The organism is Paenibacillus sp. Soil750 (genome assembly GCF_001428045.1).
GTDB classification, from domain to species: Bacteria; Bacillota; Bacilli; order Paenibacillales; family NBRC-103111; genus Paenibacillus_E; species Paenibacillus_E allorhizoplanae.
In genome coordinates, this window is record NZ_LMSD01000013.1 from 65,906 (window position 1) to 86,055 (window position 20,150).

Below are 20,150 nucleotides of genomic sequence, written 5' to 3' on the forward strand. Positions count from 1 at the left end.
GGGTGACTTCATGCACCTTATAAGATCGTTCGACCAGCTGTGGCGGTCTACCGAATTTTACACTTGAAATACGATAGTTGGATTTGCAGTGATATCATTTACACTTTCTTTCGTCGCGCCTCCATAGGTCACGCTGAAGGTATAGGTGCCTGATAATAATTCCTTGTTGATCTCACCGCCGCTCGTATTTCCGAACGGCCGCCAGCTTCCTGCATAATAGGTCACATTGCCAGTGTCTATTAGATTGCCTTGACTATCCTTCAGCTGCACCTTGACGTTCACCGTTTGGAAGACAACCACGGCGTCGGTTTCCGTATTCTGCACCTTCTCATTGTACGTCCCTTCATACGTCATGCTAAACGTATACGATCCGGATAATAACTCCTTGCTAATCTCGCCGCCGCTCGTATTTCCGAACGTCCGCCAGCTTCCTGCATAATAGGTCACATTGCCGATGTCTATCGGATTACCTAGACTATTCTTCAGCTGCACCTTCACGTTTACCGTCTGGAATACAACCACGGCGTCGGTTCCGGTATTTTGCACCTTCTCCTTGTACGTTCCTTCATAAGTCATACCGAAGGTATAAGATCCAGGCAGCAACTCTTTGCTGACTTCACCGCTGGTTGTATGGCCGATCGTCCGCCAGCTTCCTGCATAATAGGTCACATTGCCGCTGTCGATCCCATTCCCTTGACTATTCTTCAGCTGCACCTTGACGTTCACCGTCTGGAAGACAACTACGGCATCGGTCCCAGTATTTTGTACCTTCTCTTTGTACGTTCCTTCATAACTCATCGCAAACGTATAGCTTTTATTCGGTAAGGATTTACTTACCATTCCGGAAGCATCCGTTATGCCAAAATCCTTCCATCCACCGTCATAATATTTAACTGTACCGCCGCTCAATGGATTGCCATTGCTGTCTTTGAGTTGAACCCTCACAGCTGTCGCAGCAAGCGTAAAGCTAAGAGTCTGTGGAGGCTCTACATTCCCTGCTTGATCTGTTGACTTATACATCAAGCTGATCTGACCTTGCTTATCTAGCGTAACAGCTGATGTGTACAGCTGCCATGTTGTCCCATTATCCAGACTGTACTCGGTTCTCGCCACACCCGACGAATTGTCGGTACTATGCAATGTTACTGTGACGGGATTCACGAATGTCCCATTGGGTCCATCCGGCTCTACTGGGGATACACTTGCACCCGTAACTGGTGCTGTTTTATCGATATTGTTTACGATATAGCTGGTGACATTAGATACGTTGCCCGCCGTATTCGTTCCTCTAGCAAATACCGTGCCATTTGCCGTAACGACAACAGGAGCTGTATAAGCCGTCCATGTACCATTTTCGCCCACTTTATATTCCTTCACCGCTGCGTCAGCCGGATAGCTGATAGATACCGTCACATTGGCGTTGGTCGGCGTTGTGATATCAGCAGCTAGTGTAGCATTAGCTGGTGCTGTGATTGGTGTTGGCGTTGTTACAGGAGGAGCCCAAACTTCAAGCTCCACATGATTACTGTACACATTCGTTGAATTGCCATTCAACCATAACCGTACATACCGTGCATTCGTAATGGCAAAAGGGATATCCTTCCCGCCGCTTGTTTCCACGTACTCTGCGTCTGTTCCTATGCCTTGCCCGGCGCTATTGTCCGCATCATTGTTGAATACCGTTGTCTTCGTCGCAAAGGTAGGATCATTCGATACTTGGACGACAACATCACGGTATTTCCATCCGCTTCCGAAATAGTGCCACAATTTAATGTCGTTAATATCATAGCTCTCTCCGAGGTCTAGCTGTATCCAATTGACAGAGCTGGAATACATATCTACAAAGTTAGCATTGGTCTTATCTCCATCTGTCAGTCGTACTTTATTTTGGGCATTGGAACTGGATGTAATGGCTGTCTTATTCAATGCCACATTCGTAGGTAGAGCAGGCGGTATCACGGGTGCTCCGGGTTTACTCGTAATCGAGACTTTACCAAGCTGTGTAACATAGGCATTAGTTGAATCATGCATGAATACGATTTTCAGGTACTTCGTACCTACCGGCAGCGATTCGTTGTAGCTAAATTTATTCCAGGTTCCAACTGCTTTAAGCACACCAGTCCTGATTGGTGTGACTGGCGTATAGGTGATGTTGTCTGGTGAGGAAAAAAATTGATAATCGGTAAACGGCCCATTATTCAAATACCATGTGTCCGCAGCAAATTTATCTATATCCATATCCATAAACGACTTATAAATCACATATTCATTCAAGTTTTTAGTTCTGGTTAAACGGGAAGCATCACCTTCCATCTTAGATGCGTTGCCTGTGTCAAATCTAAAATTAGCCGTATGATCGAACATATTCGTAAAATCATACACATCATCTGTCACAGTCACAGTGCCGGCTCCAGCTGGAGGTGCTGCCAACGGATCATACTGAATGGACAATGTATGGGAAATCCCGTCCTTAGCTCCTGTGTTCACTTCAAACTTGATCGTTGGGCTTAACTGCAGGATCGTAATCGTCGGATCCTTTGTTACAACTGAAACGCCCGTTTTTTCAATTTCATAAGTTAACTTATTCTGCTTATGTGTCGGATCGGAAATCGCAAAATCCAATACGCCAGCCTGCTCTTTCAGCATCATGGAAGATGAATTATACGATATCACACCCCCAACCATGCCTGCATTCCAGAAATTTGCCCCTGTGATGCCCAGGACTTTTTCTTTCACCGCATGCACATCCGTATTGTTCATGAGGATTTCAATATCGGGACTGTTGCCGTACGACGTCGTTTCCTGCGATGTTTTGTTCGGCAGTAAGACATAGGAATAGTCCTTATTTACCGGATTGCTGCCATGATCATACCAGAGTGTCAGATATTTTTTGGTAATTGTGCCAAGACCCGTATTGCCGAGCGCCTGCCAAGTCCCTTTTCTTGTTTCTCTCAATCCTTTGATTGACGCAGGTTGAGGGAAATAGTAGCCGCCTGTGCCTTCCAAATAAACGGACGAAACATTCGTCATGTCCTCTGACCAGCCTAGTCCAGATGGCTTTGTGACGCCATTGACCACAAGCTGTTCATCACCATTATTTTTAAGAAAATTGTGATGTACAGGATTTAATACAGCCCCAAGTGTGTTTGGCGCATAAAATTGAATCTCTGAAAGACGATTAGTGAGATCGAGATTGTTTCCGTGAAATACAATTTTCATATATCTCGCAGTGGTATCCGGAAAGTCATAGGCGCTAATTTCAGAGGTTAATACACTATTTTGACCGCTGTATACGGTCGTCCAAGTCGAGTTGTTGGTCGACGTTTGAAGATCAAATGAATAATGTTTAGTAAGGCCATCGAAGAAGCTTATGCCTGCATAACCCACCTGAACATTGCTACCAAGATCGTAGACAAGTGATTGTCCGTCACCCACGGAAGAATAATATGTCGTAATATCGGAGTCTGTGGTTTCCGTTTTGTTGGTTGTGGACAAAGCATTCAAAGGAGCGACCGTGAGTGGAATAATCCCATGCCCTTGCGCATTAGGAGCGTAAATTTGCGCCTCTAGAATGTGGTTAAATTGGTTCGCAGTGTTGCCATGTCCAATAATTTTCACATATCTTGCCTGCACATCAGGGAAATCGTACACTTTGATATCAGCAGCGCTCCCACCAGGAATGGAACTTCCGCTATACACATTGGTCCACACCGAATTATCGGTTGAAACTTGAATATCGAAGGCGGTTGTTCTGGAAGTCTGGCTCTGGAAGTTGAGGCCCACATAGCCAATGGATTGCAATTTGCCAAGATCATATTGGATCCACTGATTGTCACCCAGGGATGACCATTTCGAATCCAGATTATTGTCTAATGTATGCTGCGGCACATTGCCATCATTGCTGTTACCGGTTACTGCATATACTTTCAGACGCAGCGGTTCGCCGGCAATTGGCGTTGAAACAGGAGAAGCCAGATCGATACTTTTGGAAACCGTTTCTTTATTCAGCATGCGATTCTCGATCGTTGTTTCAATTTTTCGATTGTCCACGCTGTTAATACCACTGCCGATGGCGACAATTTCATCGTCAAACATAAACCAGGATTTTCTGGCTTTAAGGGAGCTGCTCGCGGCTTTCAAATCCATGCCTACCGCAGCGTATTGATTATTAAGTTCGCTGCCTCCTGTCCATGGATTAGGACTTAAATAATTCATATTGGAATTATCAGCTCTGGTCATCGTATCCACCGTGGTACCCGGCAAACGGTACAGGTTTACGGTTGGCCAAAAATCGGTATATTGATTCAGATCCTGATTATATAAATAAGTCATTCCCTCGCTCGTATACCAACCTTTTTTATTGTCATTCGAAATCGACTCATAATTGGCAATTCGGCTGGAGGACATACTGACCCCAAAGCCAAAGCCCGGCTTAAGGGAGACGGCTCTGTCCATGCCCGCAAACACTTTGGTAAGAACCTTCTCATCTCTAGGAATAATATTGGGATCATTGATTACAGCCTTAGCCAGCAGCATCGTACTTAAATCGATATCTTTGTAGAAATTACTCAAGCTATTTTGAAGCATCCAATACTTCACCATAGCTTTCATTCTCTGCGCATCTGCAGGCGGCGCAGATTCCGACAAGCGCAATATAGCTCCCATCACTTTATGAGCTGGAACTTGATCTTGATAATAATTTCTCGCCACTTCTCGACTTCTGATCATATCCATCAAGGCACCTTTGTAGATAAACGGCTCATAGGAGTCATATACCCATTGATAAACATTATTAATGCCGCTGTAGGTAGGATACCATTGCGTTCCTCCCAGTAAGTTTAAGATTTTCGCGACATCCTGGATTAGGGCTGCTCCATAACCTCCATTATAAGCAAACCTGCCATGCATCACGAAAGAACCATCCTGATAAAATCCATCACCCGTTGTCACATAGTCCATCACTTTAGACAAGGCGTCTCTTGCATTAGACAGCATTGTATCCGATTTCATAATAATGCCTTGCACAGCCAAATAGGATGCTTTCCAAACACGGTTAGTTCCTGTAAGTTCCGTTAAGTCTATGCTCATTTTGGTATTATCGGGAGAAAAATGTTGAATCATATTCATATATTTCGTAATTCTGTCTGGCGTAGCTAACAGATCATCGTACATTAATAAAACAGCATCTGAGAGTTGAAGGGGGGTACCGATCTCTAAGTCATACCATAAATCCCATGAAGACACCGGATATACCGTTTCGTTGTACCGATTCATATACATCCATTCCAAGGCATCGAGGATGTCAGTTTTAAGCGTTTGATTCCCATAGAAGCTGGATCCAACGCTTTTGTAGGCAATCGCCATTTCTTTAATTCGAGTATAGTTCTGAGTAAGATGCAATGGCTTACCGATATTGGCCGGATCGTATATATCTGCCCATAAATAAAGCCTGCCAGGTGCTTTATTCAAGGTGCCCCAGCTGGATTGAGCTAACAAATTGACTTTATAAGCAACATCGGGATCAGAAGTGCTATATCCAGTACCTCCGGTTATGGTCGCCTCATACTTTGTTCTTAAATCATCATACACATCATTCGCACTTGCACTACGCAAACCTACTTGGCCAAAGACCGAAAATAAGAGCGTAATAATTAATAAGACGCCTAATTTTTGTTTAAACCTCTTCAACATATCAACACCACCGCTTCTCTCAAAATTACTTTAAACATCTACGTCAAAACTGAAGGTAAACGAAATGCGCGTACTATAAAGCGGAACAAGTGTTATCCAGCTTCCAACAAAATGAATGCGCTTTCAATACTAGTAAGTAACAGCTTCGGCATATGATTTCCCCCCTTTCATTCCTTATAGCATTCATACAGTGGGAAGAAAGAAAAGACGGAAGCGTATATTGGGTATGTTACGCAATACCGCCACTTCTTCCGTCTTCTGTTCTCTTATAGAATTATTGTTCCATGTACGAATTATTTTTTCTTGCTATTATAATAGTCGGTTTCATATTTAATTCTTTCAGTACCGGCTTGTGCTCTCCATTGCTTCACATACGTATCGAAGTAATCGAGCGGTTGTTTGCCAAGCATGATCTGAGCGGCTGCTTCTTGGAAAAGCGTACCGCTGAATTCTAATTCAGGCTTTGCGGGTAATTTTGTAGGAGGGAGACCCGCCACAATACTCTTCATTCCTTCTGAAGCGGCGACTTTATAAGCCGAATCCACTTTGTCGGCTGCTTCCTTGCTGCCCAATTGAATTTCCAGGAAGTCTCTGTTGTAGGTGACCAGATTGAAGGTACTTGGACGCCAAAGTGCCGTTTTGTCATCTGTATCCTTTTTGATATCATAGGTAATTTTGCCGCCATCCTTCTTGTACGTTACGTTTGGTATCCCAAAATTAACATACTCTTGACCTTCCTGAGTAACGAGCCAATCAAACATTTTGATGATCGCTGCTGGATCTTTCGCGGCTTTGGTGACCATGAACGACTTATTCGATGCACGAACCGAAGTGCCAGAACTTTCTACGCCCGGCGCTTTTGGCGTTTTAATGGCAATCACATTCGCTCCTATACCCGGAAGAGACTTGTTCAATTTGTCTTGCCAATCCCAAGCAAGCGAAGGTGTGTGCACCCAAGTACCAACCAAGTTATTCTGAATCTTCTGCTCCCAGACATTCCGTTTGTTTGTCAGAAACTCGCTATCAATCAGCTTCTCATCAACCAATGTCCGGAAAAATCCAAGCGCTTGCTTCATATTAGGACTAATAACCGATGGAACTACCTCGCCATTCACTAATACACGGTTGAAAGCATCCACACCGTACATGGTCATCACATTGTCAACCCAACTAAACTTCTCACGACCCGAGATCGCCATCTCATCTTTTTTGCCGTTGCCATTCGGATCCTTATCACGGAATGCCCGCAGCATTGTCAACAATTCATCAGGTGTTTGCGGCGGGTTAGCAATACCAACCTTATCCATCCAGTCTTTACGGACGTATAGAACATTATTTCCTAGCTGTCCTTCTGGAATCGCCATGATTTTACCATTCGTTGTGACTTCGTCCCAAGCGGCTTGCGATATCACCTTTTTCAAATTAGGGCCGTATTTATCAATATAATCGTTTAATGGGATAATCTGTTCATTTTGCAATAATTCATAATTAATACCCCAACCTCCGACGACATCGGGGATATCACCGCTGGCAAATTTAATTCTAACCTGCTCCCCATACTGCCCATGCGGTAGGAATACCCAATCCAGATCCGTATTCGATTTTTGAGCCAGGTATTTCATCGTTGGGTCATCCATCGTCTTCCCACCAGGAATCGGTTGGTTAACATCACTTGCGAACACGCGGATTTTGACCGGTGCTGCTGGAGTGGCAGGCGCTTGCGAAGCGCTTGTTTGCGTACTTGTTTGACTCGGTGTTGCGCTAGAACTGCTGCCCTCATTACCCGAAGAACATGCTGTGAGAAGCACGATTGTAGACATTGTTAAGCAAGCCGTACTCCCCCATTTCTTTTTGAAGCTCATATTCTTACCCTCCCTAGGATTTCTTAATGATCTATAAAGGCATATGCCTGAATATTCAGTTATTCTTTGACAGAACCAAGCAGCGCTCCTTTAACAAAATGCTTCTGCAAAAAAGGATAAATCAGTACAACGGGCACGGTGGCTAAGACAATCGTGGCCATTTGAATGGCGACCGGAGAGAGCTTGATGCCGCCTTCTGCAGCCGCACCTGCCGTCGAGTCCGAATCTCCATTGGCAATCAGCGAGTATAGGTACATTTGCAGCGTTTGTTTGTTGCGGTCATTAATAAACAAGAGCGGCCCAAAATAATTGTTCCAATGGCCCACTGCATAAAACAAAAGAAGTGTCATGACAATCGGCATGGACAAGGGTACTACGATACGCCATACCATGCCGTATTCGCTCATGCCATCTACACGAGCTGCATCGAATAAATCATCGGGTACCGTACGAAAAAACGTCATGCATAGAATCATATTAAAGGCACTAATGGCACCCGGCAGAATGAGGGCCCATATGGAATTTAACAGAAATAAATTTTTCACAAGCAAATACGATGGTATGATTGGCGCGCTAAAAATCATCGTAAAAATGATTAACAGCATAAAAAACTTTCTTCCCTTTAAATCCATCTTGGATAACGGATAAGCTGTAATCATCGTTAGTACCATATTGACCATGGTACCTATCACTACGATTTGGACTGTCATCCAACCTGCCTTCCAGAAAGTGCTATTATTCGCGACTAGTTTGAAATTATCAAGGGTCGCTTCTACCGGCCATAAGATGACCCTATTATGAATAAGTGCGTTCGAAGAACTGAACGAGCCTGCGATAACGTAAAGGATTGGGAGCATGGCTGCAACTGTAATCAGGATGAGAAAACTGACGTTAGAGACATCGAAAACCTTTTCACCGAATGATTTTCTAATTTTCATATACGACCACCTAGAATAACCCTTCCCCAGAAACTTTTTTACTGATTTGATTTGCCATAATTAAAAGCGTGAAGCCGATGACCGATTTAAACAGCCCTATCGCGGTTGTGACACTGTATTGCCCCCCTAAGATACCTTGCCGATAGGCATAAGTATCCAACACTTCACCTACCTTAAGCGTGGTTGGGTTTAAGAATAAATACACTTGCTCGAAGCCAACATCCAGTACGTGGCCAATTTTGAGCAGCAGTAGAATAACAATAGCTGGTAGAAGTCCTGGGAATGTGACATGCACGAATTGCTTCCATCGTCCTGCCCCATCAATTCTCGCTGCCTCATAATAGGAAGGGCTTATCCCCGCCAAGGCTGCCAAGAAGATGATTGTACTCCACCCCATCTCCTTCCAGATGCCAGAACTGATTAGCAACGTGCGGAAGTATTCCGGCATTTGCAAGAAACTGATTGGCTCATATCCGATCCATACCAACACCATGTTAACGAAACCGGTCTGACTGGAGAACATCATATAGACTAAGCCGTATACAATCGTCCAGGATAGAAAGTGAGGCAAGTAAAGCAACGTTTGCACCATGCGTTTAAACGCGAAATGTCTCAGTTCATTCAACAAACAAGCGAGTATAATTGGAGCAGGAAACGCAAAGATAATTTGATAAAAACTTAAGATGATCGTATTAGCGATTAATCGCTTGAATTGTGGATACGTAACTAACTGCTCGAACCATTGGAATCCGACCCAATCACTCTTAAGGAATCCTTTGTAAATATTGTAATCTTGGAACGCAATGACACTTCCTAGCAATGGAATGTATTTAAATACAACAAAATACAAAATTCCCGGCAGCAGCATCAAGTACAACGGATGATTTCTCCTTAGGTATCGGAAAAGCGACGACTTAACAACACTTGTGGAGCCTTCAGATGCTCCTGCAAGTAATGCCTCATGCTTTGTTGATAGCAACTTATTGTTCAATCCATTCCATTCCTTTCTCTATCTGTTTAAACTTATTATAAGGGACTGGAAAGTTACCTCATACAGGATAAGCGTTCGTTTATACCTGACGATATTCGGGAGATTGAGAAAAAAAAACACACCGCTCGGTGTGTAAGATAATTAGGATTCCATTCGCTTTTTGTAATCCAACGGATTCAAACCGAAATGTTTTTTGAATAATTTCGTGAAATAGTCGACGTCTTCATAGCCGACACGGTTAGCGATTTCATATACTTTTAATTGGGAGTTCAGCAAGAAGTCACGCGAATGATTCATCCGTTCCACAACGATAAATTGCCAAACGGTCATGTCCGTTTCCTGCTTAAATAAGGTACACATATACGTTTTATTGTGCGATACAATGTCCGCCAAATCTTGTAAATTGATTTTTTCTCCGTAATGGCCCCGTATATATTGTTTCATCATGTCCACAACCTTACTCGACTGATTGCCACGGATGCCGTGCATGACCGACATCAAGCTATTAGCCCCTTCTTCCAGTCTTCTAACTGCGCATAAGCGAAAATAACTTCGAGTGGCGTGAAGAGACAGCAGATCCTCCCCAAGTCCCAAATCCTTCCCCTCATCCAGCTCCAGTCGAAGCTTATCCTTTGCCATCTCTTCAATGACGGTTTGTAGCCATAGATTGGAAAGCACATGTAATAAGTAGTTGTTACCTGCTGCCCATCCTTCCAATAACTCAAGCGTTTCGACAATGAGCAGCGGCATCCTATCATTCCGCAACATTTGGATATGTTCGATCCATCGTTCGATCCATGATCGGTTCATCGGCAGTTTGCGCAATATCAATTGTGCAGCCTCGTGCTTTCGTTCCTGTATAATTCGCCCCGTTGCCGAGCTCAAAGAATCGTGAATGGCATGCGGATTAATCGGTTTTAAAATATAATCCAGCGCAGATAGCTTCATACTACGTTGCGCATATTGAAAATCGTCATAACTGGAAACGACCATGCACTTCATCCATGGATATAGCCGATTGATATGCTCAATTAATTCTAACCCATCCATAGCTGGCATTCGGATATCTGTGATACACAAATCCGCATAATAGTCTTCTAGCCATTCCAACGCTTTAACACCGTTTGAAGCAGTTCCAGCAACGACCGTTGTGTCGTTATAGCCCGATACATATTTAGATAAACTGTTACAAATTAACATGGAATCATCTACAATAAGCACTCGAATCATACTTGGCCCCCCCTTAGGTTCGATAAGGAAAACGAATGATAATACGTGTCCCGCCTCCTGGCAGTAATCGCTCTACAAAAACGCCTGTATCCGGCTCGTTATAAAATGTTTTTAACCGATAATGGACGTTCAGCACGCCGATTCGGGAAAAACGCATATAATCTTGTTCCGTCTGACCGATGCTCAACGCTTGTTGAATCGTGTTCAACCTTTCGTCGGTAAATCCGATTCCGTTATCCTCAATGACGATTTGGACGTATCGATCCTTCCAACGGGTCGTCGAAATCCGAATGAATAAGCGTTCTCCTGTCACTTCATAAGCATGTTTAACACTGTTTTCAACAAAGGGTTGAATAATGGCTTTCAGACATTGCGCATCCAGGGCGGAACTATCCTGTTCAAAACTTAACGATATATTGTCACCGTACAAGATACGAATGATATAAAAGTAATTTTTTAAGTGATCAAACTCATCTTTGACTGTCACAATGGTTTGTTGATAATTGGATGTGTACCTCAGCATGTTAGACAACGCGATCGTTGTCTGTTGAATATCGGGTTGTTCGGCCAAATGAGCCATGGAATTGATCGATTCAAGTGCATTGTATAGAAAGTGGGAATTGATTTGCGATTGTAACGCAGATAAGACAGCATGCTGCTGGACGAGACGGGTCTCAGCAAGCTGAAGAATCGAATTTTCTATGCGATCTAGGAGTAAATTATAGGCCGATGCAAGCTCAGCCACTTCATCAATTCCGGTCACTTCAGCACGGACATCGAATTGATCTAGTTTCGTCATTTTGATCGTCCTGCGCAGCTGTTTAAGTCTTCGCGTTATGGAATGAGAAGTTAAATAGGCAAGAATGGAAGCAATCAACAGTCCCGCAATTGTAAGCGTTATCGTCAAATGACGAATATTGGATATGCTTTTAGCCAAATCTCCGTAAGGTACGATAACAATAACTTTCCAGTCAGTGCCTGTGATCGTTTGATACACAATCATTTGTTTCGTTTCCGCTTTGTAATAGGAGCCAGAGAGGTTAGAGCTGATATTCGTAAAAATGACTGGATCTAGCTTGGAATTGATTTGCCCCGGGTCGGGATAGGACACAATCGTGCCAGATTGATCAACAATCATGCCAAGCCCGTGCTCGCCAAGCTGGATTTCATTTAATATTTCTTGTGTCGCTAGAAGGGAGATATCGATGGCCAAGTAACCGTTCTGTTCAGCAAAACGAAACTTTTGCGCATACGTTAAAATAGGGATGCTCTTCGACCTCCCCGCTTTATCGGTGTAATGATCGTCCATACCATAATGGCGGGAAATCTTCCCTGTCAGTTCCATACTGCCCAGCCACGATTCATTTTTCATCGAATAATAAGGTGCTAAAATGGACTCCCACATGTATTCATTACGATATGTGCTCTCGTTCCCATTCTCGTTATACAACTTAATGGACAAGGTCTCTGGGTGATAGGTGGTAAAAGGGGTAATCCATGTTTTTTCTATCTTTTGGTAGCTATCGAAGAGGCCATATTGATCATTAGGTCCTGTCTTTAACCAATCCTGAAACTCTCTGCTTCCGCTAATCGTGCGAAAGAACTGTTCATTATCCCTGATATATCGGCTCAGGTTCAGGTTCGCTTGCTTCAGGATCTGGTTACTGAAACGCACCACATCATTATTGATCGCCTCAGAGCTTTTAATGAAACTGAATGTGCTGACCCCGGTTACCGTTATAAAAATAGTGGCAAAGATGATTAGAATAAGCTTCCATTCCAATGAACTCCGGATCGCTTGAATCATGCTCAGTTCCTCCTCAGACAGATGTCTGCGCTTTCAGACTCCTTTGTCAAGATTTATGTTACCAAATATTGCCTACATTCACCATATATCTTTATTTCCTGATCTTATATAAGGTCAACTGGCAATCATAAGCAAAAAAAAGAGAAGTCATGTAAATGACCTCTCTTTACTTTCTAACTGAATCGCCTTTTTGAATGACGTTCTCTCTATAGCTTTTGCCCCAATCGTACATCATCTGCAGTAAAGGCATCAGACTTTGCCCATACCCAGTCAGGGAATATTCCACTTTAGGCGGATTCTCCGCGAATACTTCACGGCAAATCAGAAGGTCCTCTTCCAGCTCGCGAAGTTGATTCGTTAACATTTTCTGAGTAATGCCGGGGATCAGCCGCTTTAACTCTCCGAAGCGCTTCGTCCCTTCCAATCCCAGATGCCACATAATAATTAACTTCCACTTTCCTCCGATAACAGCAAGCGTAAGCTCTTTCTCACAATTAATATCCTGCAAATTAATGCGTTCTTTGACTTCAAGTGCCATTCTGTTGCGGCCTCCTCTCTACATACCCATTATACAGTAGTTAGGAAGAAGCCTTCTACCTCATAACATCATTCTAAATTTGCATGATTTGCATACATGCTGCTCGTATCCATCTCTAGCTTCTGCATGAGGCTTAAGATGACAACATCGTAAAATAAAAGCAGCGTTTGCTCATACAAACTCCCCATAGGCTGTAAGGAGACTGCTGCATCAAATTGATCTTTGCGAGCCCCTGTCAGCGTAATCGTATGATTCGCCATTCGCCCGATAGTCGAGTGTGCAGAGAGCGTAATCAAGACGACCTCCGCATGAAGCGAAGCGGATTTGTTGGCAAAGGCGACAAGTAGGGGCGTCTCCCCTGAACCTGAACCAATAACGAGTAGATCGCCGGCCTTTATTGCGGGTGTAACGGTTTCTCCAACAACATAAACAGGAATACCCAACTGCATGAGTCGCATGGCAAAAGCACGTCCCATGAGTCCCGATCTTCCCGCTCCCGCTACAAAAACCCTTTTCGCTTTTATAATCCGCTCGGCAAGCCCTGCAACTTCACCTTCATTAATTTGCTGAAGTGCTTGATAAAGCTCAGTCGCTACTTTTGATAATCCTGCCGTTTGAGAAGGAATCATGGACTCACCTTGCCGCTTGAACCAGCCGCTGCATCTCCGCAGCAGCTGCTTGTCGATTCTCTTGCCCCGTAATGCCTCCCCCGACAATAACCAAATCAGGTCTAGCCGCCAATACCTCGGGTAGTGTGTGCAGCTTAATGCCTCCGGCGATAGCCGTTTTAGCATGTTTAACCACTCGCTTAATTGTGGCTAAGTCTTCTAACGAGTTTTTCCCAGCCGCTTGGTGATCGTAACCGGAATGAACGCATATATAATCGACGCCCAGTGCATCAATTTCTTTTGCCCGTTTTGCCATATCAGGCACATTGATCATGTCGACCATAATCTTAGTTCCCTGTTTTCTTGCTTCAGCCACGGCACCGCTGATGGTTGTATCATCTGATACCCCCAGCACCGTTATGATGTCCGCTCCCGCTTCAGATGCTTTCATGACTTCATAACCGCCCGCATCCATAATCTTCAAATCTGCCAGTACTTGTACATGAGGATATGCGGCTTTCAATTCTTTGACAGCACGTAAACCTTCATTAATGATAACCGGTGTGCCAATTTCCACGACATCAACATAAGCTGCCACTTCATTTACAATCTCTTTCGCTCCTTGAATATCCACTAAATCTAAAGCTAGTTGCAATTCCATCGAGAATCTCTCCTTCTATTTGCAATTCTGGTGAATGCCATAGACCCATTGTAGGGCCATGCCGCTCATCAGAAAAGTAGGCACTTCTATGTGCGTAGTTACTTGAAAGTAACTGGATTCTGAAGGAATTCATGCAGCTGAATAGCACCAAATAGCACCAACAAGCCACTGCCAACGCAAAAAAGACCAAGCCTCACCTCTCGGAGTGCCTAGTCTTTTCACATTATCAATCTAATGGTTAAGCTATTAATTTCAATCCTACTGCAGCACTTAGCACCATCGCGATGAACACCATTCTCTTCCAGTTCTTAGATTCCCCATAGAACAGCATTCCTACGACTGCACCTCCAACCGTCCCAATCCCTGTCCAGACCGCGTAAGAGGTACCCATTGGTAAGCTTTTCATTGCTTGACTTAGAAATCCAAAACTCATAATGATACCTACGATGAAAATAGCAAAGCTACGAATATTCTTCGCTTTATTGATTTGATTCATACCGACAACACCTACAACTTCGAACATCCCAGCAAATACTAGAAAAAACCAACCCATTAGGCTGCAGCTCCTTTCTCACCGTTTGTCACAAATTTCAATCCAAATACACCGGATAAAAGAAGTAGAATTAGGAATACTTTAAGAAACTGGAATGGCTCTCCGAAAAATAGCATTTCCACAATAACTGTCCCGGCTGTCCCCATCCCTGTAAATACGGCATATACGGTTCCCACTGGAAGCTTGGTAGACGCACTAATAACAAGATGAAATGAAATATATATGGCAACGGCCGTAGTGATCCACGTCCATGTTGTATCCGAATGTTTTAATCCTGTCACCCATATGACTTCAAAAATGACACCAACGAAAATATAGATCCAATAACGATTCATGTGTACAAACCCCCTGTTGCTTTTACTTTTTGATACCACGCCAAAAGACGAACCAGGAAGATTCAATCCTTTTCATCGACCGAGCAGAACCCCCAAATAATAATTCCACAAACATGCCATCTAATACCGCAGAGAAAGCAACCGTGGCCGTATCGCTGCTAACTTCAGGGCTAATGCTCCCATTGTACAAAGCCTGATCAAATAGCGGCATTATCATGGTTTCAATCTTATCTAGATAATCGTAACCTTGCTTAACGATCTCATCATAGAGATGGGACGGCGGGAAAAAGGCCACGCGCAAGAAAAATTTCGTGTTATCATCCTGTTCATAACGGTCTTGATATTGGATCAGAAATTCATAAAGAAGTTGATCAATTGAAAGATGCTTATTGTTGTCGAGATACGTATGAACAAAATGCAATTCTTTCGCTAGCACCTCATCAAACAGAGCAAGAAACAATTCATCTTTCCCTTTAAAATGCGTGTAAATGGATTGTTTTTTGATTCCTACATCCGTAGCAATATCTGCAAGCGATGCACCTTCATAGCCATTTTTAGCAAAATGAGTGCGCGCTACTTCTTTGATCCGTGTTGCCGTCATATCATCATTCCTTCCGAACGTTCGTCAGGACAATGATAACATGTTATCTTCCGCATGGCAACCCGCGATCGTCGTAAATAACTAGGCAAAAAATACATCATCATCGGCTTGTTCGCATGCTTTTCCAATTATTGAATACATATGTAAGTATTCGATAACCAGGAGGACACAAATCATGTCACAACATGGGCAATCGTTCATGAAAGGAACGTTCGTCTTGTCTGTCGCTGCTTTCATCAACCGTATTCTCGGTTTTATCAGCGGCATGTATATCGCTCGCGTGCTGGGCGCAGAGGGAATCGGCATCTTGATGATGGCTCATCCGCTCGTCCCGCTCGTCATTACGATTACGGAGCTTGGATTGCCGGTCGCCATTTCCAAATTGGTCGCAGAGGCCAACGCTCGCGGCGAACGGATGAAGGTAAGGCGCATCCTGCATGTCTCTCTCGCAGTCACGGGCTTCTTAAGCGTAGCACTCACGACCATATCGTTATTCGGATCGGAGTGGATCGCATCCATTCTGCTTAGCGACCAACGCGCGTATTACGCGATGCTGGCCATTACGCCGATCGCGCCGATTGTCGCTGTTTCAGCCGTTTTGAAAGGATATTTCCGCGGTATGCAGCAAATGAAAACCATTGCCGCTTCCGATGTACTGGAGCATACGGTTCAAATTGCCTGCGTACTTGCACTAGTCCACCTCTTGCTCCCTTATGGCGTCGCTTATGCGGCTGCCGGAGCGATGGCTGCCTCTGTCGTCAGCGAAGCAATCAGCCTCTTATTTCTAGTGGCAAGCTACAAGCTTTACGGCGAATCCAAGATGCCTGGAGAGACTTGGGCAAGCCACTTGAAACAAGGAAGAAGCACGCTCGGCGAGCTGCTTCAAATCGGATTGCCAACGACGGGGCACGGCGTTATTCATTCGTTGTACAGCACCTTCCAACCGCTGCTCATTACGACCAGCCTAGCACTGGCCGGCATCGGCACAGCGTTAGCCACGAAGCAATTTGGGATGTTGGCTGGCTATGCGTTTCCGCTGCTGTTCATGCCAAGTTTTATCACGCAGTCCTTGTCCACCGCTCTCATTCCTGCAATTGGCGAGGCCGCAGCGAACAAGAACAGTCTGCTCATACATGAGCGGATGAATCAAGCGATGATTTTGGGACTCCTGATCGGCGCACCAGCGACCGTTATCCTGTACGTGTGGGCAACTCCACTAACCACACTTGTCTATCATGCGCCGGAAGCAGGTGTGCTGCTACAAATACTGGCGCCGATGTTTTTCCTGCATTATTTCGACGCGCCACTTCATGCGATTCTACTTGGGCTCGGCCGCGCGAAAGCTACCCTGTGGAACTACGTAATAGCCACCCTATTCAAGAGCGTCTCGATCTTCGTGTTCGGCAGCCAATATGGTATTATTGGCGTTGCGTACGGCATCGGTATCGGCATTGTGTTACAAACACTGCTGAACTTTTTTTCCATCTCAAGCTCGATCGGATTTTATTGGAGTATTCGTCCATATGTCAAGGTTGCGCTCTCCATGATACTGATGATGCTTTGCGGAAACTGGACCTATCACTATTTTGTCAGCAATGGTATGCCACAATTATGGTGCGTAATCACTTCCATCGTCTGTTCCCTGTTTCTCTATTTCGCCACACTCGTATTCACGGGTACACTGAGTCGAAAAAGTACGCGCCACCGATTTTCGTTCCCCTGGTAAGTTGAATCAAGCAAAGCAGTGCATCTCCGGGCTGTAGCCCTGGGTTTCACTGGAGTTAGTCGGTTTTATCGACTATCTCCGGGCCGCAGCCCTGGGTTTCGCTGGAGTTAGTCGGTTTTATCGACTAACTCCGGGCCGGAGACCTCGGTTTCACTGAAGTTAGTCGGTTTTATCGACTATCTCCGGGCTGTAGACCTCGGTTTCACTGGAGTTAGTCGGTTTTATCGACTATCTCCGGGCCGCAGACCTCGGTTTCACTGGAGTGAGTCGGTTTTATCGACTATCTCCGGGCTGTAGCCCTGGGTTTCGCTGGAGTTAGTCGGTTTTATCGACTAACTCCGGGCCGCAGCCTGGGTTTCACTAGAGTTAGTCGGTTTTATCGACTATCTCCGGGCCGCAGCCTGGGTTTCACTAGAGTTAGTCGGTTTTATCGACTATCTCCGGACTGTAGACCTCGGTTTCACTGGAGATAGTCGGTTTTATCGACTATCTCCAGCAAAAAAAGCAGCCATAACCGGCTGCTTTCTTCACTCTAGCTTCAAACTCCTCCAGATTTATTCCCCCGCGAGCACCCCCCGTTTTCAAGAATCTTCGAGGTGCTGATCTCCATGTCGATTCATCATGTACCATGGTTACGAGTGTCAAGCCAACCAGTTCGGCATTAGGACAGATTTCCCATATGGACCGAATGCGGCTGGATGGATCAGACCACGTGGAGTCAAATTCGCGGCAACGAACCTCAGATCGTTTTTCCGCTAAAAGAAGTCGTTTTAACTAACTTTATAAAGGCATACCGAACAAGAGGCCCTACAATGATGAGTTGAAGCGGAAAAGCGAAAATAAAATTTTGACATACTAAAGTAAAATAACTTCCCAGCAAAGACTCTCCCTGCAAGCTATTAGAAAAATAAGCACTCCCCAATCCATACAAGGACATACAAAGAACCATTCCGCTCACCATAAAAAAGGCTAGGAAGAGAATCACATACAGCTTGTTAGATTTGTCATAGGGTAACGAGAAAGCCATTTTTTTGGCCACTGGACCAACAATAAATAATTCCAATAAGGTTGCAATAATAAAGATTTGTAAAAGTTGAGCGAAAATCCCCCTCACTGATATGCTACCCAGCAAACCGTGTGTAAATAGATTATAAAATGTCATGAATACAACCATGCCAAAGCACATCATCAATCCAAAATAAAATTCTTCTTTCTTCGTTGTTGGCACGTTCCATCATCCTTTCTGTTTTCCCTTGTTAGTATAGCGGTAGCAGGACCCTCTTCATAAGTGAACAGTCTGTGAACCTTTTGGAGTCCTCCGACTTATCATGTGAATCATTCTAAATGGAAATCTCACTTCCACTCCCCACATTCCAACCACTCGCAAGCAGCATATGACTAAAAAGCCTGCAAATTCAATTTGCAGACTTCAAGCATGTTGGAGTCCTTACGCCAACAAAGGTATCAATTCTTCTAACGAATTAACAACATAATCTGGAGAAACGTATTGTGGTAACTCTTTATTTCTTCGATTAATCCATGCAACCTTAATTCCTGCTCTCTGGGCACCTGCAACGTCGCTAGTCAAAGAATCACCAACATGAAGAACCTCTGTGGGGTGAAGATTATATTTCTGAAGTGCTTTCTGAAACATTTCAGGTCTTGGCTTATATGATTTAACGTCTTCACTCGTAATCATGTTCTCCAAGAATAATCCATGATGACGAATTGCCGATAGAATGTCTTTTCGGTCGATATTAGACAGTATGATTATCGGAGTTCTAATACTATCCAAGAAAGTCTTTGCATCCTCAAATAGTTGTGGGCATTGCCAGTGTTTAAATAAAATTTCACTAAGTTCTTTTGGATTTTCAGACGACTTGTAGAAAGCTACTGTATCCGCTAAAGAACAAATTTCGATCTCACGTTGGGTTTTAAAGTTATCACCATAAGATGATTGAAAATTGCTAGAGAAAGAATTCCACCAATAGTTCCCAATGTCTCTTGTCGTAGTTTGCGTTGATGTCGATGTCAAAATCCTTTGGCATATATCCTCAATAAAAACATCATCTTCGTGCACGAGTGTACCGTAGAAATCAAGAAATACTGCTTTATACATAGATAAAAACACGCTCCTTTATTTCACTGCGTTAATAGTTTACCACTTTACTATAATAATGTGCCGGGATAGATTTGTACATCACCTAATTGCCAAAAAAGAGATAATTCGGCTCCTTCAATAATTTATTCGTAATACGATGATTCAATTATATCTAGTTGGTTTACTTATGTTGTATAAAGTTAAAATAAATATTACAGACTGGGAGAGTGGTTCAAATGAAATTCCTTAAAACAAAATTGGCTGTGCTTCTTGCAACATCGTGTTTAATGGTTCCAAGCGTCATTAGCGCCGCAACCGAGACTGATGCACCATACTACACTTATCAGAATGGCGTTGTTCACACCCTTGTCCATGGTGTTCTGGTTCCTGGCCGTTATACAAATGTTGATGAAGATACGGTAGCCGTTTATATCCCAGGAGGGGTAGGAATTATTGCAGTCGATAAGGATGCTGTTCTACCTTGGGGTTCCAAAGTCTTAGAATAGGA

16 protein-coding genes are annotated in these 20,150 nt (G+C 44.0%); 2 read left to right on the plus strand and 14 right to left on the minus strand.

Annotated features, from left to right (window positions below):
• Positions 1-57: 57 nt before the first annotated feature.
• The 12 genes from ASL11_RS17545 to ASL11_RS17600 form a co-directional block, all read right to left on the minus strand.
• Positions 58-5,691 carry a polysaccharide lyase family 8 super-sandwich domain-containing protein gene (locus ASL11_RS17545; protein ID WP_056617309.1) on the minus strand — a complete coding sequence of 1,878 codons (5,634 nt, stop codon included), beginning with the start codon at positions 5,689-5,691 and terminating at the stop codon, positions 58-60.
• A gap of 293 nt (positions 5,692-5,984) precedes the next feature.
• Positions 5,985-7,553, minus strand: coding sequence for an extracellular solute-binding protein (locus ASL11_RS17550; protein ID WP_056617312.1), 1,569 nt, complete (start codon positions 7,551-7,553; stop codon positions 5,985-5,987).
• 59 nt (positions 7,554-7,612) lie between these two features.
• Entirely contained in the window at positions 7,613-8,491 is an 879-nt protein-coding gene (locus ASL11_RS17555; protein WP_056617315.1) for a carbohydrate ABC transporter permease, read from the minus strand.
• 10 nt (positions 8,492-8,501) lie between these two features.
• Positions 8,502-9,482 carry an ABC transporter permease gene (locus ASL11_RS17560; protein ID WP_235550502.1) on the minus strand — a complete coding sequence of 327 codons (981 nt, stop codon included), beginning with the start codon at positions 9,480-9,482 and terminating at the stop codon, positions 8,502-8,504.
• A 141-nt stretch (positions 9,483-9,623) separates the two neighbouring features.
• The gene (locus ASL11_RS17565; RefSeq protein ID WP_056617320.1) at positions 9,624-10,712 is read right to left on the minus strand and encodes a response regulator transcription factor; all 1,089 of its coding nucleotides are present in this window, start codon (positions 10,710-10,712) and stop codon (positions 9,624-9,626) included.
• A gap of 13 nt (positions 10,713-10,725) precedes the next feature.
• Positions 10,726-12,519, minus strand: coding sequence for a cache domain-containing sensor histidine kinase (locus ASL11_RS17570; RefSeq protein WP_056617323.1), 1,794 nt, complete (start codon positions 12,517-12,519; stop codon positions 10,726-10,728).
• Positions 12,520-12,685: 166 nt separating this feature from the next.
• Positions 12,686-13,057: a winged helix-turn-helix transcriptional regulator gene (locus ASL11_RS17575; protein WP_056617326.1), complete on the minus strand. Its 372-nt coding sequence runs from the start codon at positions 13,055-13,057 to the stop codon at positions 12,686-12,688.
• 68 nt (positions 13,058-13,125) lie between these two features.
• Entirely contained in the window at positions 13,126-13,686 is a 561-nt protein-coding gene (gene hxlB, locus ASL11_RS17580) for a 6-phospho-3-hexuloisomerase (RefSeq protein WP_056617329.1), read from the minus strand.
• A gap of 4 nt (positions 13,687-13,690) precedes the next feature.
• Positions 13,691-14,326 (minus strand): 3-hexulose-6-phosphate synthase, encoded by a 636-nt coding sequence (gene hxlA / locus ASL11_RS17585; RefSeq protein WP_056617333.1) that lies wholly within the window; start codon positions 14,324-14,326, stop codon positions 13,691-13,693.
• A 238-nt stretch (positions 14,327-14,564) separates the two neighbouring features.
• Complete coding sequence (locus ASL11_RS17590; protein WP_056617336.1) at positions 14,565-14,879, minus strand: DMT family transporter; 315 nt, start codon at positions 14,877-14,879, stop codon at positions 14,565-14,567.
• Positions 14,879-15,214, minus strand: coding sequence for a DMT family transporter (locus ASL11_RS17595; protein WP_056617339.1), 336 nt, complete (start codon positions 15,212-15,214; stop codon positions 14,879-14,881). Before ASL11_RS17595 ends, ASL11_RS17590 begins: the two co-directional genes overlap by 1 nt.
• Positions 15,215-15,236: 22 nt before the next feature.
• Positions 15,237-15,815 carry a TetR/AcrR family transcriptional regulator gene (locus ASL11_RS17600; RefSeq protein WP_056617342.1) on the minus strand — a complete coding sequence of 193 codons (579 nt, stop codon included), beginning with the start codon at positions 15,813-15,815 and terminating at the stop codon, positions 15,237-15,239.
• A 175-nt stretch (positions 15,816-15,990) separates the two neighbouring features.
• Between ASL11_RS17600 and spoVB the strand changes: the two genes are divergently transcribed.
• Positions 15,991-17,541 (plus strand): stage V sporulation protein B, encoded by a 1,551-nt coding sequence (gene spoVB, locus ASL11_RS17605; RefSeq protein ID WP_056617345.1) that lies wholly within the window; start codon positions 15,991-15,993, stop codon positions 17,539-17,541.
• Positions 17,542-18,280: 739 nt separating this feature from the next.
• On the opposite strand, the gene ASL11_RS17610 is transcribed toward spoVB, so the two are convergent.
• Both ASL11_RS17610 and ASL11_RS17615 read right to left on the minus strand, forming a co-directional pair.
• Positions 18,281-18,769 (minus strand): hypothetical protein, encoded by a 489-nt coding sequence (locus tag ASL11_RS17610; RefSeq protein WP_056617348.1) that lies wholly within the window; start codon positions 18,767-18,769, stop codon positions 18,281-18,283.
• A gap of 219 nt (positions 18,770-18,988) precedes the next feature.
• The gene (locus tag ASL11_RS17615) at positions 18,989-19,660 is read right to left on the minus strand and encodes an HAD family hydrolase (RefSeq protein ID WP_056617351.1); all 672 of its coding nucleotides are present in this window, start codon (positions 19,658-19,660) and stop codon (positions 18,989-18,991) included.
• Between the two features lie 218 nt (positions 19,661-19,878).
• Here ASL11_RS17615 and ASL11_RS17620 point away from each other — a divergent pair, with 218 nt between their 5' ends.
• Positions 19,879-20,148, plus strand: a complete 270-nt coding sequence (locus ASL11_RS17620; protein ID WP_056617353.1) for a hypothetical protein — start codon at positions 19,879-19,881, stop codon at positions 20,146-20,148.
• Positions 20,149-20,150 lie beyond the last annotated feature (2 nt).

Bases quoted from the DNA above. Each gene is read 5' to 3' on its own strand.
- ASL11_RS17600 (WP_056617342.1), bottom strand. From the start codon at position 15,815: ATGACGGCAACACGGATCAAAGAAGTAGCGCGCACTCATTTTGCTAAA.
- ASL11_RS17555 (WP_056617315.1), bottom strand. From the start codon at position 8,491: ATGAAAATTAGAAAATCATTCGGTGAAAAGGTTTTCGATGTCTCTAAC.
- hxlA (WP_056617333.1), bottom strand. From the start codon at position 14,326: ATGGAATTGCAACTAGCTTTAGATTTAGTGGATATTCAAGGAGCGAAA.
- ASL11_RS17620 (WP_056617353.1), top strand. From the start codon at position 19,879: ATGAAATTCCTTAAAACAAAATTGGCTGTGCTTCTTGCAACATCGTGT.
- ASL11_RS17595 (WP_056617339.1), bottom strand. From the start codon at position 15,214: ATGAATCGTTATTGGATCTATATTTTCGTTGGTGTCATTTTTGAAGTC.
- ASL11_RS17590 (WP_056617336.1), bottom strand. From the start codon at position 14,879: ATGGGTTGGTTTTTTCTAGTATTTGCTGGGATGTTCGAAGTTGTAGGT.
- hxlB (WP_056617329.1), bottom strand. From the start codon at position 13,686: ATGATTCCTTCTCAAACGGCAGGATTATCAAAAGTAGCGACTGAGCTT.
- ASL11_RS17565 (WP_056617320.1), bottom strand. From the start codon at position 10,712: ATGATTCGAGTGCTTATTGTAGATGATTCCATGTTAATTTGTAACAGT.
- ASL11_RS17545 (WP_056617309.1), bottom strand. From the start codon at position 5,691: ATGTTGAAGAGGTTTAAACAAAAATTAGGCGTCTTATTAATTATTACG.
- ASL11_RS17615 (WP_056617351.1), bottom strand. From the start codon at position 19,660: ATGTATAAAGCAGTATTTCTTGATTTCTACGGTACACTCGTGCACGAA.
- ASL11_RS17570 (WP_056617323.1), bottom strand. From the start codon at position 12,519: ATGATTCAAGCGATCCGGAGTTCATTGGAATGGAAGCTTATTCTAATC.
- ASL11_RS17550 (WP_056617312.1), bottom strand. From the start codon at position 7,553: ATGAGCTTCAAAAAGAAATGGGGGAGTACGGCTTGCTTAACAATGTCT.
- spoVB (WP_056617345.1), top strand. From the start codon at position 15,991: ATGTCACAACATGGGCAATCGTTCATGAAAGGAACGTTCGTCTTGTCT.
- ASL11_RS17575 (WP_056617326.1), bottom strand. From the start codon at position 13,057: ATGGCACTTGAAGTCAAAGAACGCATTAATTTGCAGGATATTAATTGT.